The organism is Enterococcus sp. 2G9_DIV0600, assembly GCF_002140615.1.
In the GTDB taxonomy this organism is placed as follows: Bacteria; Bacillota; Bacilli; order Lactobacillales; family Enterococcaceae; genus Enterococcus_D; species Enterococcus_D innesii.
This window is the reverse complement of sequence record NZ_NGLL01000001.1, coordinates 874,535-890,100: the sequence shown is the minus strand read 5'-3', so window position 1 is coordinate 890,100 and position 15,566 is coordinate 874,535. Positions and strand designations below refer to the sequence as shown.

General features: G+C 42.5%; 14 protein-coding genes. All 14 read right to left on the bottom strand.

Annotation, left to right across the window (positions count from 1 at the left end; translation table 11 throughout):
* The 14 genes from atpD to A5870_RS04215 all read right to left on the bottom strand — a co-directional run bounded on the left by atpD (position 1) and on the right by A5870_RS04215 (position 15,435).
* The gene (atpD, locus tag A5870_RS04280) at positions 1-1,407 is read right to left on the bottom strand and encodes a F0F1 ATP synthase subunit beta (RefSeq protein WP_086291912.1); all 1,407 of its coding nucleotides are present in this window, start codon (positions 1,405-1,407) and stop codon (positions 1-3) included.
* A 26-nt stretch (positions 1,408-1,433) separates the two neighbouring features.
* The gene (locus A5870_RS04275; RefSeq protein ID WP_005228710.1) at positions 1,434-2,336 is read right to left on the bottom strand and encodes a F0F1 ATP synthase subunit gamma; all 903 of its coding nucleotides are present in this window, start codon (positions 2,334-2,336) and stop codon (positions 1,434-1,436) included.
* Positions 2,337-2,351: 15 nt separating this feature from the next.
* On the bottom strand, positions 2,352-3,908 hold the full coding sequence (gene atpA / locus A5870_RS04270) for a F0F1 ATP synthase subunit alpha (RefSeq protein ID WP_005228708.1): 1,557 nt from the start codon (positions 3,906-3,908) through the stop codon (positions 2,352-2,354).
* Positions 3,909-3,931: 23 nt separating this feature from the next.
* On the bottom strand, positions 3,932-4,474 hold the full coding sequence (locus tag A5870_RS04265) for a F0F1 ATP synthase subunit delta (protein WP_016619750.1): 543 nt from the start codon (positions 4,472-4,474) through the stop codon (positions 3,932-3,934).
* Complete coding sequence (gene atpF / locus A5870_RS04260) at positions 4,461-4,985, bottom strand: F0F1 ATP synthase subunit B (RefSeq protein WP_016612589.1); 525 nt, start codon at positions 4,983-4,985, stop codon at positions 4,461-4,463. Before atpF ends, A5870_RS04265 begins: the two co-directional genes overlap by 14 nt.
* An 88-nt stretch (positions 4,986-5,073) precedes the next feature.
* Positions 5,074-5,286 (bottom strand): ATP synthase F0 subunit C, encoded by a 213-nt coding sequence (gene atpE, locus A5870_RS04255; protein ID WP_005228705.1) that lies wholly within the window; start codon positions 5,284-5,286, stop codon positions 5,074-5,076.
* A gap of 32 nt (positions 5,287-5,318) precedes the next feature.
* Positions 5,319-6,038, bottom strand: a complete 720-nt coding sequence (gene atpB / locus A5870_RS04250; protein WP_008380872.1) for a F0F1 ATP synthase subunit A — start codon at positions 6,036-6,038, stop codon at positions 5,319-5,321.
* 293 nt (positions 6,039-6,331) lie between these two features.
* On the bottom strand, positions 6,332-6,790 hold the full coding sequence (gene smpB, locus A5870_RS04245; protein WP_081116364.1) for an SsrA-binding protein SmpB: 459 nt from the start codon (positions 6,788-6,790) through the stop codon (positions 6,332-6,334).
* Positions 6,791-6,805: 15 nt separating this feature from the next.
* On the bottom strand, positions 6,806-9,166 hold the full coding sequence (rnr, locus tag A5870_RS04240) for a ribonuclease R (protein WP_086291911.1): 2,361 nt from the start codon (positions 9,164-9,166) through the stop codon (positions 6,806-6,808).
* A 3-nt stretch (positions 9,167-9,169) separates the two neighbouring features.
* A complete protein-coding gene (locus tag A5870_RS04235; RefSeq protein ID WP_086291910.1) occupies positions 9,170-9,922 on the bottom strand; it encodes an alpha/beta hydrolase in 753 nt (250 codons plus the stop codon).
* A gap of 123 nt (positions 9,923-10,045) precedes the next feature.
* The gene (gene secG / locus A5870_RS04230) at positions 10,046-10,282 is read right to left on the bottom strand and encodes a preprotein translocase subunit SecG (protein WP_005228700.1); all 237 of its coding nucleotides are present in this window, start codon (positions 10,280-10,282) and stop codon (positions 10,046-10,048) included.
* Positions 10,283-10,438: 156 nt separating this feature from the next.
* Positions 10,439-10,711, bottom strand: coding sequence for a GNAT family N-acetyltransferase (locus A5870_RS04225; protein WP_015510184.1), 273 nt, complete (start codon positions 10,709-10,711; stop codon positions 10,439-10,441).
* A gap of 17 nt (positions 10,712-10,728) precedes the next feature.
* Positions 10,729-11,685, bottom strand: coding sequence for an alpha/beta hydrolase (locus A5870_RS04220; protein WP_086291909.1), 957 nt, complete (start codon positions 11,683-11,685; stop codon positions 10,729-10,731).
* A gap of 144 nt (positions 11,686-11,829) precedes the next feature.
* Positions 11,830-15,435: a Cna B-type domain-containing protein gene (locus tag A5870_RS04215; protein ID WP_086291908.1), complete on the bottom strand. Its 3,606-nt coding sequence runs from the start codon at positions 15,433-15,435 to the stop codon at positions 11,830-11,832.
* Positions 15,436-15,566: the final 131 nt, after the last annotated feature.

Sequence of the window (15,566 nt, the reverse complement as noted above, 5' to 3'; positions counted from 1 at the left end):
TTAATAGCCAATTTTTTTCGCTTTTTCAATGACGTCTTCAATTCGTCCTACACTACGGAAGGCTTCTTCTGGAAGATCATCATATTTTCCTTCAAGAATCTCAGCAAAGCCTTTGATCGTTTCCTCAACTGGTACATAAGAACCAGGTTGTCCAGTAAACTGTTCCGCTACGTGGAAGTTTTGCGACAAGAAGAATTGAATCCGACGCGCACGAGCCACTAACGTTTTTTCTTCATCAGACAACTCATCCATCCCTAAGATAGCGATGATGTCTTGTAGTTCGCGGTAACGTTGCAACGCATGCTGTACTTCAGTCGCTACTTCATAGTGTTTTTCACCAACGATTTCAGGTGCTAACGCACTAGAAGAAGAAGCCAGTGGATCAACGGCTGGATAGATCCCTTGTTCAGTCAATTTCCGTTCCAAGTTGGTTGTTGCATCCAAATGGGCAAAAGCAGTCGCTGGTGCCGGGTCCGTGTAGTCATCGGCAGGAACATAGATCGCTTGAATAGAAGTAACCGATCCTTTTTTCGTTGAAGTGATCCGTTCTTGTAATTGTCCCATTTCGGTTGCTAGTGTCGGTTGATACCCAACAGCAGAAGGCATCCGACCTAGTAAGGCAGATACTTCAGAACCAGCTTGCGTAAATCGGAAAATGTTATCGATAAACAAGAGTACGTCTTGTCCTTCTACATCGCGGAAGTACTCCGCTAAGGTCAAACCAGTCAAGGCAACCCGCATCCGAGCACCTGGTGGTTCGTTCATTTGTCCAAACACCATGGCTGTTTTTTCGATAACGCCAGATTCTTTCATTTCATTATAAAGGTCGTTTCCTTCACGTGTCCGTTCACCAACACCTGTGAAGACAGAGATCCCCCCATGCTCTTGGGCGATGTTGTGGATCAGTTCTTGAATCAAGACGGTTTTACCAACACCGGCACCACCGAAAAGACCAACTTTCCCCCCTTTTAAATAAGGGGCCAATAAGTCGATAACTTTGATCCCAGTCTCAAGGATCTCGGTACTTGTTGACAATTCATCAAAGTCAGGAGCTTTTTTGTGAATCCCACTGCGAGGTGCTTCTTCAGGGAACGGCGCTTCTAAATCGATAGTGTCTCCTAGGACATTAAACACCCGTCCTAAGGTGTCTGTCCCAACTGGAACAGAAATGGAGGCGCCTGTATCGATTACTTCCATTCCTCGTTGTAAGCCATCTGTTGATTCCATGGCAATCGTACGGATAACGCCGTCGCCAAGTTCTAAGGCAGCTTCTAACACAACTTTTGTTTTCTGCTCATCTTTTTTGTAAACAATCAACGCATTGTTGATATCTGGTAATGATTGGTCTAGAGAGAATTCCACGTCAACAACGGGACCAATGACTTGAACAATCTTGCCTGAACTCATTCGTATTCCTCCATTCGTTCTTGAAACTATTCTAACGCGGATGCCCCCGCCACAATTTCAGTAATTTCTTGGGTGATTGCGCCTTGACGCGCTCGGTTGTAAGAGATCGTCAAGTCCCCAATAATATTTTTGGCATTATCTGTTGCTGTTTTCATCGCTGTCATTCCGGCAGCATGCTCGGCTGTTTTTGCGTCAACAATCGCACCATAAATCAAGCTTTCAGCGTATTGAGGCAGTAATTGATTCAAAATCGCTTCTCTAGAAGGTTCAAACAAGTATTCTTGTTCATAACTTTCGGCTTCTTCAGGATCTAGATCGGAAATCGGCAACATTTTCTCCACACGAAATTGGCTAGTCAATGAGTTGATATGATGGTTATAACACACATATAATTCATCGAAGACTTCGTTTTGGTACATCGTTGTCGCCAATGTTACGATTTTACGCACCTCGTCAAAGCTTGGTTGATCCGAAAGGTTTCTTAACTCGTACGCCAAATTGATGCCCCGTGCTTTGAAAAAGTCGGCGCCAGTTGCACCAATGGCAATCATGACATACTCTTCTTCTTTTGCATGGTCTTCGTCCAGCATGGTCATCATTTGCTTCAAGATGGAACTATTGTAGCCGCCCACTAGACCGCCATCAGAAGTGATGACGATATAGCCTGTGCGTTTGACCGGACGACTAACCAACATACTGTTATAGTTCACACCATCTTTAGGACCGGAACCTGCAAGATCGGAAAGCTGCTGCGCAGTTAAATGCGTAACGATTTCACGTACTTTGTTGGCATACACTTGAAACTGTTTCGAATGAGCTTCAGATTTTGTTAATTTTGCAGCTGAAACCATTTGCATGGCCTTTGTGATTTGGCTGGTTTTTTTTGTTGAGGCAATTCGTTGCTTGATTTCATTTAATGAAGCAGCCATTTTCTCTCACCTCTTTTATGCGTTTTGCATTGTCGATATTTTATCTTGCGGCGTTACCCGAGAACTGTTGGATGCCATGAAAATATCTTTGAATGCTTTAATGGTGTCATCTAACAAGCTTTCTTCTGGCAAGTCTTTCGTTGTCCGAATGGTTTCAAAAATCGTTGCTGCGTTTGCTTCGATATATTCAAATAATTCTGCTTCAAAGTCCAATAGTTTATTGACTGGCACACTATCAATGAATCCATGCGTCAAGGCATAAAGAATCACGACTTGTTTTTCTACTGCCAATGGTTCATGCAGTTTTTGCTTCAAGATTTCAACGGTTCGACGACCGCGGTTTAATTTGGCTTGTGTCGCAGCATCTAGATCAGACCCAAACTGTGTAAAGGCCTCTAGTTCGCGATAGCTAGCCAAGTCCAAACGCAAGGTACCGGCAACTTTTTTCATCGCTTTGATCTGCGCAGAACCACCAACCCGTGAAACGGACAATCCAGCCGCTACGGCAGGACGCACACCAGAATAGAATAGGTCGTTTTCTAAGAAAATTTGTCCATCTGTGATAGAAATCACGTTGGTTGGGATATAGGCTGAGATATCCCCTGCTTGTGTTTCAACAAACGGCAATGCCGTCATTGATCCACCGCCTAGTTCATCACTTAATTTCGCTGCACGTTCCAATAAACGAGAGTGCAAGTAGAAGACATCCCCTGGGTATGCTTCACGACCTGGCGGACGGCGTAGAAGGAGAGAAAGTTCACGATAAGCGACTGCTTGTTTTGATAAGTCATCAAAGACGATCAAAACATGTTTGCCGTTATACATGAATTCTTCTCCCATTGCTGCCCCAGCATAAGGTGCGATGTAAAGCAATGGTGCTGGTTGTGAAGCACCTGCTGAAACAACGATCGTGTAATCAAGTGCACCGTAACGGCGTAATGTTTCTACTTGTGCACGAACCGTTGAGTCTTTTTGGCCAATAGCGACATAGATACAGATCATGTCTTGCCCTTTTTGGTTGATGATCGCATCAATAGCGATCGTTGTTTTCCCGGTTTTCCGGTCACCGATGACTAATTCCCGTTGGCCACGACCGATTGGTACTAAAGCATCAATAGCTTTTAAACCAGTTTGCATTGGTTCCGAAACGGATTTCCGTTGCATAACACCTGGTGCAGCTGCTTCGACTGGGCGTGATTTATCTGTTTCGATCGGACCTAAACCATCGATTGGTTGCCCTAATGGATTTACTACCCGGCCAATTAATGCATCGCCGACAGGAACTTCCATGATTTTACCGGTTCGTTTTACTTTGTCCCCTTCACGAATGGTTTCAAAATCACCTAGGATGATGATCCCGACATCGTTTGACTCTAAGTTTTGTGCCATCCCATAAGAACCGTTTGAAAACTCAAGCAGTTCTCCACTCATGGCATTTTCTAAACCGTGGGCGCGGGCGATCCCGTCCCCAACGTATGTGACAGTACCGATTTCTTCTACAGAAAGTTCGTTCTGATAATTTTTAATTTGCTCTTTGATCAAGGCACTAATTTCTTCTGCTTTGATGGCCATCCGATTCACCTCTTATCTCTTGTTTATCTGCCGATTTTTTGTCGCAGATAATCCAGTTGGCTCTTAATACTACCGTCGATCACTTGATGATTTGCTTCAACGATGACACCGCCTAAAATCGTTGGATCGATCGTTTCTTTCAATTGTGCCTGCTTGTACCCAAGCTTATCGGCGATCTGCTTTTCAATTTTGCTTTTTTGTTCTGCTGACAAAGCAACAGCCGTTGTGATCGTTCCGAGAACAAGACCTTGATATTCATCGTAACGACGTTCGTATTCATCAATGATCAGCAATAGATCATCCATGCGATCATATTCATAAACGATCTCTAAGAAATTTCTGACCAAGCCTTCAAAGCCCTTCAGCAATTGATCGACTAATTGTCTTTTCTCATGAAGATCCAAACGGTTATCGGTCACGATTTGGCCGAATGTTGGAATTTCCTGATAAATCTGACGCAAGGTCATTAATTCTTGGTAAACTTCTGTCAAGCGCTGTTCTTCCATCGCCAATTCGAACAACGCTTTTCCATAACGTTTTCCCACTGTGAATTTATCGAGTTTCATTAACTGAACCCAATCCTTCGATATATTGATTGATTAGGGATTCATGATTTTCGGGAGTCAATTCGCGGCCTAAGATTTTTTCTGCGATTTGAAGCGAAAGTTCTGCCACATCATCTTTCACTTCTTTTAACGCAGTTTCTTTTTCAAGGGTGATATCTGAGTTGGCTTTTTCTTTCAAACGAGCCACTTCTTCTTTGGTCTCGCTCAAAATATTTTGCCGACTCAATTCCCCGCTATCTTTGGCGCTCTTGATGATCTCCGCAGCTTCAGAATGAGAACGTGCCAATTTTTCTTGGCGTTCTTTTTCTAATTTTGCTGCATTCAAGCGTGATTGTTCCGCTGAATCCAAATCATTGGCGATTTTATCTTCCCGTTTTTGCATCATGCTACTGATGGCATCCCATGCAAAATGTTTCAATAAGAATAGCAAAAGAAGAATTGATCCGCTGACAACGATAATATTGCCAAGCATTGGATTTTGAACTTCCGCCATAACCAACTGATTTAGCATAACGATTCTTCCTTTCTGAAAGTCATTGTTTCATTAGAAAAAAGCAAAAACGAGTGCAATTGTTCGTTTCTGCCTTTTCGTGCTTGTCTTATCGGAAGACTAATAACAGCGCGATAACTACCCCTAGAATCGGTACAGCTTCGACTAACGCTACCCCGATAAACATTGTTGAACGTAGTTGACCTGACATTTCAGGTTGGCGTGCCATTGATTCGATCGTTTTTGCGATTACTTGTCCGTTACCATACCCTGCACCAATTGCTGCTCCGATAATTGCTAATCCTGCTCCAATAAAGTTCATTCTTTTTTCCTCCTAATTGTATGTCGATTCGATTAATGTTCTGCCACGATTTTGTGGCTCATAAATACCATGGTCAATGTAACAAATACATAAGCTTGGATCGCTCCAATAAAGAGTGAGAAGCCAATCCAGATCATTTCTAGCGGCATCACGATCGGTAATGACCACCAACCAAGACTAATAAACATGTTGGCAATCAATCCTAATAACACTTCACCAGCGAATATATTTCCATATAAACGCAAGCCTAACGTGATGACATTCGTAAACTCTTCGATGATTTTTAGCGGCAATAAAAAGCCCACCGGTTTCAGATACGAATTGATCAAGTAATTTTTGAAGCCCAACGACTTGATCCCAAAGAAATGTGTCAAGGAAATAACCATAAGTGCGAGTGTCAATGTAACAAACGGGTCTGCTGTCGGACTTTTCCATAAGGTAATGTCATCTGTCGTCACGATTTTTGTGACTAAGCCGATCTCATTTGCCACAAACACAAAAAGAAACATTGTTACACCGAGCAAATGAAAGTTGTTCACTTGAGATCCTGGTAGATTGTCCGCCACGATGCCACGAACAAAGTCAATGACCCATTCAATGAAGTTCTGCTTCCCTTTCGGTTTCATTTGCAAATTACGTGTACAAATAAAGACCACCAAAAAAACAATGATACAAGAAATGATTGTCATCATAGCTACAGTTCCATCAAACCATATAGGACCGATATGAAACATAAGCGATTTATCTTCCAATCTTTCTCACCTCTTTTCCTGTCATCTCCAGAAAAAAATCTGGTGTTACAATGCGTTTCCTCTCATAACAATCGGTATCATACCACCACGAATGGAAAATTTCAAAGCATTTTCAAGAAAATTAGACAAAAAACTCACAATGCCAAAAATCCTAAATTAAATGAAAAATCCCCGTGTCGCTATGTGGAAGAAAAAGCCTGTTATATCAACAGCTTTCCCTTAAATGCTACCAAATTTAGCGCGATTTTCAAAGCAATAACCTCTATCGGATTCTAAAAGAAGTTCTTAGAAAATTAGAAATTTCTAAGAACTCGGTCAATTTGTCTTTCTTGATCTTTGCGTTTCAAGGATTCCCGCTTGTCATATTCGCGTTTTCCTTTCGCTAAACCAATCAAAACTTTGGCATAACCATCCTTGATATACACCTTTAACGGAACGATCGTCATGCCTGTATTTTTTGTTTCGCCAACCAGACGAGCAATCTGCTTTTTATGCAGTAACAGTTTTCTTGTCCGTAGTGGATCATGATTAAAAATGTTTCCTTGCTCGTAAGGGCTGATATGCACATTGACTAAGAATGCCTCACCATTGCGAATGCGTACAAAGCCGTCTTTCAAATTGATCCGACTGTTACGGATCGCTTTGATCTCTGTTCCCTGTAAGACGATCCCCGCTTCGATCGTATCGAGGATCGTGTAATCATGGCGGGCCTTTTTGTTTTGGGCGATTAATTTCCCTTCTCCTTTAGGCACGGGCCATCCCTCCATTTATTTTTTCTTGATTCCTTTGTAAAAAGGTTTTTTCTTTTTCACTTTGCCAGCTTTTTTCGGCTTGCCTTTGCCTGATTGTTCAAACCGTTTCCCTTGGTTTTTCTCAGGGTTTCGTTGTTTTTTTCCACGGCGGTTCGCTTCATTTTTTTGATGGTTGCTTCGTTTGTTAGCTTTTGGTGCTTGCAGTTTTTCAACTTCTTCTGCTGCTACCAGTTCGAAATCAATCTCTCTTGTTTCTGGATCAGCCTTTACGACTTTGATGCGAACTTTCTGACCAATTTTAAAGGTCAAGCCTGTCCGTTCCCCCACAAGTGCTAGATGGTTTTCCAAATAATGGAAGTAATCTTGCTTCAAGTTATTGATATGGATCAGCCCTTCAATCGTGTTAGGCAATTCAATAAACAAGCCAAACTTGACCACTGAACTGATGATACCGTCAAACTCTTCTCCTACTTTATCGGCCATATACTCAGCTTTTTTAAGCGCATCGACTTCTCTTTCTGCATCGACTGCTCGTCGTTCCATTTGGGAGCTGTGCATTGCGATATCAGGCAAGATTTCCGCCCATTTGTTTTGGTTGGCTTCAGAGACATCTTCACTGTAAGAACGAATCAAGCGATGCACGATCAAGTCGGGGTACCGACGGATAGGTGACGTGAAGTGGGTATAATCTTCCGCTGCCAAACCATAGTGACCGACGTTTTCTTCAGAATACTTCGCTTGTTGCATACTTCTTAGTAGCATCGTATTGACAACCATTGCCTCTGGCTTATCTGCCACATCTTCAACCACTTTTTGTAGTTGTTTTGGTGAGATCGAGCCATTGGTCTGTTTGACTACGATCCCTAAAGCAGACGCAAAATCAAAGAAGCGGCGCATTTTCTCTTCTTTTGGTTCCTCGTGGATCCGATAAATAAATGGCAGATGTTTCCGATTGAAATGGCGCGCCACGGTTTCATTGGCTGCCAACATGAAGGATTCGATCAATCGCTCGCCGACACCACGTTCTCGCAGAACGATTTCTTGTGGGTGTCCTTCTCCATCGACTAAGACTTTCGCTTCTCGGTCTTCAAAAGAAACTGCCCCACGTTTGATGCGCATCGCTTCTAACACGTGATGCAAGGCGGCCATATCATGGAACATCGGTACTAGTTCCGCATATTCTTTGGTGGTTTCTGGATCATTGTCTTCAATGATTTGATTGACTGCTTGATACGTCATCCGGGCACTTGTTTGAATAATACTTTGGAAAATATTGTAATCCGTGACGATCCCCTCTTGGTTGATCCACATTTCACAGCTCATGGTCAACCTTGGCACGTTTGGATTCAACGAACAGATGCCGTTTGATAAACGCTGTGGGATCATTGGAATCACTCGATCCGTAAGGTAGACACTCGTTCCCCGATCAAACGCTTCTTTATCCAATGCGCTGTTTTCGGTCACATAATAAGAAACATCGGCGATATGCACGCCCAAATAGAAGCTGCCGTTAGGCAATGCTTTTACCGTCACCGCATCATCCAAATCTTTGGCATCCGCTCCATCGATCGTTACGATCTGTTGACCTCGCAAATCACGCCGTTCTGGAAAGTCGGCAGGATCGATCGTATCTGGGACTGCATCTGCCGCCGCTAAGGTTTCTTCCTCGAATTTTGTGGGAATCCCGTTCGCCACGACGATCGACAATATATCCATTCCAGGATCGTTTTTATGTCCTACAACTTTCGTGATCAACCCCTCTAAGCTTTTCGAATAACCTTTTTCTGGGTAATGGCTGATTTCAACGATCACAATGCTACCATCTACAGGTCGAATCCCTTGAGCGCCAATAAACACCTTTAATTCACTTAGTTTTTTATCTTTAGGCTGAACTACGCCATATAGATCCGACTCTTCGATCTCTTTTTCGTCAAATAATGTAAACTCGCCGACCAACTGACTGATGGCGCGTTGTTTGATTTCTACGACTTTCCCCTCTGCACCACGATCTGAGAAAGGATCGGCAACATGCACGATGTCTACAGCAACGGTATCGCCGTCCATGGCATAGCCTGTTGCTTCTTTAGGGATATAAATATCGTCTTCTTCTTCATCCAACGTGACAAAACCGAAGCCCCGCTCGTTGGCTCGGAAAGTCCCTTCCACAAATACACGTTTCATGGGTAATTTCACTTTGCCTTTTTTGTTAAAAATCACACTGCCTTCTCGTTCCATCGCTGCTACTGTCTGGACAAGATTCTTAAAGTCTGTGCTTTTTTGAAGTCCTAGACCTTCAGCAATTTCTTCCATTGAAAAGCTTTTTTTGCGGCTTTCTTCGAGAAACTGAATGATTTTTGTTTTAATCGTTTCTGTCATAACTCACTCTTTCCAAGCAAGTGTTTCTAAGAAAGCAAACACATCCTGCTCTAATTTTTTCCGTTCTGGTCCAACGGTCACCACATGACCGCTTTCGGGATACCATTGAAGCGTATAGGGAACATGGGACAGTGCCTCTGCTGTTTTGAAAACTGTCTGTGGATCGATCATTTGATCCTTTCCTGCTTGCGCCAGGAAGATTGGGCGCTTGATTTTTCCTAAATGCCCAGCTGTGGTTTGTCCGACTGTTTCGATTCCTTGCAGCTGTTCTCTGACCTTACGAGGGACTCCTGCCAATATTTCTTTTTGGGTCGCCTCGTCTAAATCAGCATAGGGTATGACCATTTCAGCATACTTTTCAAAATTGACTGGCACTTCATTCTTGGTTTCAAATAATGGCGAACAAAACAGTCCGCCCCCCATCAATGTTGGATCTTGGGTCAAACGATCCATCGCTAAAATCCCACCCATCGAAAGTCCAAGAACGGCAACTTCCTCATAGCCTTTTTCTTTCACATAAGCAACTGCATCCGCAGCATCCTGCTGCCAAACAGTCATTCCTTGATTTAAGATATCATCTGGATTCGGTGTACCATGTCCAGTAAACATCGGTGTATAAACCGTGTAGTCTTTTTGTTCTAACGAACGACAAAGCATGCGCACATCGTTAGGACTGCCTGAATAGGCATGGAACAAAATGACCGCTCGTTTGCCGTGTTCAGCAAAAACCGGTTTTGGTTGATTAAATGTTTTCATGTTTCCTTTCACCTCACGTCCAATTCTACCATAGTTAGCAAGAATACTTCGACAAATGCGATCAAAATCTTCCCGTTAAAAAGAAAAAAACCTCTCTTTACGAGAGGTTCGCTAACAAAGTGATTAGTTTGATGAAAGAAAAGCCAAAATAAAGAGCAAGACCATCCAAACAAAACCTAAAATGGCCGTTGAACGCTGCATCACCGCTTCAAATCCACGGGCTTTTTGCTTACCAAACAATTGATCTGCACCGCCAGTAAAGGCACTAGCTGCACTATTTTGCTTGCTAGGCTGCATCATGATCGTAATGACCATTAAAATCGAAATAACGATCACAGCAGTTAATAAGATGTTATACACGTTAGCTCCTCCTTGCTTGCTAAAGTCGTCCTTTCCATTTTAGCATTTTCCGCTGGAAATTACTACTCTCTTTTTGTCATGGACCGTTGCATGACGGTTTTAAAAAAAGACTGTCCTTTCTGACAGCCTTTTTCTCATAGATCACTTTCGTTCAAATCAGCGAACGAGTACGTCATCGTATTCTGGTTTTTCTTTGAACTCTTTGACCGCAAAGGAGCAGACAGGCATAATTTTTTTCTCTTCCCGTCTTGCTTTTTCAACAACCGCTTTGAGTAATTTTTGCGCCAATTGCTGGCCGCGATAATCAGGGTTGACGAAGGTGTGGTCTACTTCTAGAACATCATCTGGCGTTTCTTGCCATGTGATTTCTCCCACCTCTTTTTCTCCATCATACAAAGCAAAACGTTTATTTTCTTCTTTGATTTCCATTGCTTTCTTCCTTTCTATCAGACGATGTCTGTATTTTGTTTGATATTCTCAATGAATTGCAAAACGGTTGGCCAATATTCTGGAGCATCTTTCACTGCCTGTAAATGTCCCATATTCGCAAAGAGGACTTTTTGTTTCGGTCCAGCCGTTGCTTCCATTAAGGTATTGATCTCTTTTTCCGAAAGAAACGAATCTTTTTCTCCTTGTAAAAACAGCGCAGGTAAATGGTTGCTGCCGACTTGTCGGGTCACCGAGATCTGCAAGAAGGGATAACCGACTAATTGTTTGCTATAGCGATTCGCTAAGCGCAAAAAGCGTTTGATCGGTAACCGAGAAAATTGCGGCAAGCTTGATCGGATCGCACTGTAAACGGACGTATAGCTGCTGTCTGAGATCAACCCAGCCACTTGCACCGGCATGACTTCTCCACTAGCCAGCAGCAAAGTCGCCGCCCCCATTCCTAAACCATAGAGGAAGATTTGTGTTTGGGGGTCTTTTTCCAAAATCTTATCGATCCACAAAAGCAGGTCCATCCGATCTAGCCACCCTAAGCCGATCTCTTTGCCTTCACTGCGGCCATGTCCACGCAAATCAGGAACTAAAACATTGTAACCCGCAGCCCAGAATTTCTCGGCCGCATCTTGACAGTCTGCTTGCCCATCACTGCGATACCCATGCAAGCAAATCACCCATGTTTTAGCACACTGATCGAAGACTTCTGCTCTCAAGATCAGATCATCGGTGGTCGTTACCGTACATTCCGAACCTTGTGCCCAAAAAGCCGAACTGCTTTTTGCGATCCGCTCTTTGTATGGAATCCCCAGTTTCTTTCTGCCTTCTTTTTCATACCATTCATTGTTACGCATAATAATTGCCGAAACAAAATAGCGTACGCCCTTTTTCATCACAGACGTGCGATATACATAGTACACCAAAAAAATAAAAATAAGCAGTAGTAGCAATAGCCAAACCATAGGATCCCCCCTTCATTTTAGTTTACCATTTACACCGGTTTTCAGCCAAAGTTTTGTCGCAAGTCTTAAATAAGTCCTATACTTTTTTAAGAAAAAATCTTTGTACTGACTTCTAGCGAAGGAGCAGTACAAAGATTTGTTTGGTTAACTATGTTTCTGTTTATAGAATAGGAAAGCAATCATGGTGAGTAAGATACCTCCAAAAACACTTAGTTCATAAGAGGATTCCTCGTTTGTCTTTGGCAAGCGTTTTTCATTATCTGTCTGTGATGACTCTGTCTGGTTCTTTTTGTCATCCAGCTTTTGCTCGGCGTTTCTGGCTATTTTTTTCGGTTTATCAGACTTGTCAGAAGGGGTTGGTACTTTGGGACCGCTAGGATCATTCGGTGTCTCAGGCGTTCTCGGCGTTTTTGGTTCGACATAAGTATTGATCAAATCATAGCCATGGACATCTGACTTGTATCCTTTGACAGCCACTTCTTGAATGCTATAGGTGTAAGCTTGACCTTCGGCATCATACTTAGGCAGATTGTCAAATCGATAGGTCCAGTTGCCTTGGTTATCTGCTTTTACGACTTGCTTGTCGATTTCTTTATCATTTCGCATCAATTTGACAGTGATACTCTTCGGCCGTGTGTTGAACTTGTTATCATAGTCTTTCCATGTCTTTGTTCCGGCTACTTCTGTCGTTTCGTTGTTACGATAGGTGTTGACTAGGTCATAGCCGTTGACTTTAGTGGTGTAACCTAGCACTTTTCCTTCCTGGATCGTGTAAGTGTACTCTTTTCCTTCGGCATCATATTTAGGCAGATTGTCAAAACGATAGGTCCAGTTCCCTTGGTTATCTGCTTTTACGGTTTGTTTGTCAATCTCTTTACCGTTTTGCATTAAGTCGACAGTGATGCTTTCAGGGCGGGTATTGAACTTGTTGTCGTAGTCATTCCACGTCTTCGTTCCCGATACTGCCGTTGTTTCGGTGTTACGATAGGTGTTAACTAGGTCATAGCCTTTGATTTCAGTGGTGTATTCTGGAACTTTCTCTTCCTGGATCGTGTAAGTGTACTCTTTTCCTTCGGCATCATACTTAGGCAGATTGTCAAAACGATAGGTCCAGTTCCCTTGGTTATCTGCTTTTACGACTTGCTTGGCGATTTCTTTATCATTTTGCATCAGCTTGACAGTGATGCTTTCAGGACGGGTATTGAACTTGTTATCATAATCATTCCACGTCTTCGTTCCCGATACTGCCGTTTTTTCGGTGTTACGATAGGTGTTAACTAAGTCATAACCGTTGATTTCACTGGTGTATCCTGGAACATTTTCTTCTTGGATCATGTAAGTGTACACTTTTCCTTCGGCATCATACTTAGGCAAATTGTCAAATCGATAGGTCCAGTCGCCGTGGTTATCTGATTTTACGACTTGCTTGTCGATTTTCTTATCATTTTGAATCAGTTTGACAGTGATGCTTTCAGGGCGGGTATTGAACTTGTTGTCGTAGTCATTCCATGTCTTTGTTCCTGATACTTCTGTCGTTTCAGTATTGCGGTAGGTGTTGACTAGGTCATAGCCATTTACTTTGGTGGTGTATCCTTCAACGGGTGTTTCTTGAATTGCGTAGTCATAGGTCTGACCAGATTCGTCGGTTGTTGGTAGATCGGTAAATTCATAATGCCATTCCCCCTCTTTATTCGGGGTAACCTTTTTTGTTTGGAACACTTCACCGTTTTGCAGTAATTGAACCGTAATGCTTGTCGGACGAGTATTAAATTTGTTGTCATAATCGTCCCACGTTTTGGTTCCGCTGACTGTCGTTGTATCAAGAGACAGCAGGTGATTCATTGCAGCAAGTTTGATTATCGGTACAACCGTTTCATTGGCTTGAAGATCCCAGCGGTGGGTTTCCGCATTGACCAATACCGTATCAGCAATGATACTGCCGTCAACATTTTGGTGGACATCAACTGTATCACCAACAGCCAAAATCGTTCCTTGGAAGGGACTATTAATCGAAATCATTTGATTTTCTGGCTGATTAATAAAATTCCACAGGATAACGGCATCATCAAAATCTTCTGTTTCATGACTATTGCGCGTCGTGCCATCTGTATATTCTAGTTTAATTTGCGACTTGATATTAACGGTACTTGCTCCTTCGGTATCCACATTGATGAGTACAGGAGACGTGCCCTTTGTTAGCCCTTTGATGGTAATTGGTGTATCTTTTTCTAATTCTGTTTTTGAAAGAGTAACGACTACCTTTTGATCTTCTTCATCAATAGTGTCTGCCGAAAAGGAAATTGGTTTCTTGTCGATTAGATAACCATCTGGCGCTTCTGTTTCAACAAAGGAATAGTCCCCTTCTGGAAGATCCGTTTCGATTACTTGTCCATCATCATTTGTGACCTCTTCATCAACCTCTTTATGTGTCTTTTTATTTTGAAGTTCGTAAACACCGTCATCAAGCGGGTTTCCTTGTTCATCCGTTAAGGTCAACACCACCTCTTGCGTATCATTTTCAGCACGGGCGGTATTAATGACCCGCTGATTATTATCAGTAAAATCTTTGGTTACACCGGGTGTTTGCGGATAGGCTCCTAGCCTTTCTGACGTCGCCTGTAACGTTGAAAATACCTTTTTAAAATCTATATACGGTTCACTTGCAGAATGATCTTGGAAAACTTCGGAAGTTTTCAAGTGATCCATTCTCTGTCCATTTACAAAAACGGCAGGTTGTTGATTTTGATCTGCGAAATCTACTGTGACTGCTGGGCCAAAGACAACTTTGTTTTTTCTGCTATCAGTTCCTGACACAAAAGAAGAATTTGCGATCGTATTGACCTTTTGAATATAATTGATTTCTGTTGCCAACGAACCATCCTGAATACTGGTTCCAAAATTGACATTGCCATTTAGTTCCCCCACTGCTATGTTTCCGTTCGTGTGGGTATTTAGCGTCGCATGGTTAGCAAAAATATGAAAATACTGAGCTTCTCCTAGAAGTACGTTATCAACTTCTGGCACATCATTCTTAAAGCTGCCGCCACTTGATAGTTGTGAAGCTGCTGGCGCACTTGCTTGTGTATCAAGTGGTGATTCGATTGTTGTTGATACGGTAGTTGATTCTGCTTGTGGTTGTGACTCGCTGCTTTTTGTGGCAGGCTGTTTTTCGGAAGCCTCTGTTTGTTCCTGACTGTCAGCAAGCACTGCTTCGGCACTCGTTGCTTCTGTGGATTGATTGTCAGGTAGAACAACTGCTACATCTGTTGTGTTGATAATGTCTTCTTTCACTTGTCCATTTTTTTCCTCTGTTTGAAGAAATGCGGATTTGATTGTCAAAGTTTTAAGAGCTTTTGTTTGAAACGTTAGCGTCATTTGGCTAAAGGAGCTGCTAGTAGTTTCTTCCATCAGCTGCTGTCTTTGCGGATCATATGTAAATGGCGTGCCGTTGCTTTGGATTGATTCTGGCAGAACCGTTTGTTCTCCTTTACTCAAGCTGAATGCCAGTTGATTAGCAGCAGACTGCTGATTCTTTTCTACCTCGATCGTCCAAGTGATTTTTCCTGTCGTATGATCTGGTAATGAGGTCACTTGCGCTGTTCCTTTTTCATTTTGAAATAGAATTATTTTGGTGTTTCCCTCGGTGTCCGCATGAGCTGTAATGACTGGTAACAATGGTATCACATAGGACATCACAAGCAATGACAACATGAAAATTGGGTAAGCTATTTTTTTCACATAAGTACGCATTTCTCTTCCTCCAAACAACAAATTTTACTCAGGTGATTATCCTAATCGGAAAAAAGACAAAATGCAAAATACCTCAAAGTTTGTTTATGTGAAAAAAATGAAAGCAAGACCCATAAAATGATTCTTACTCT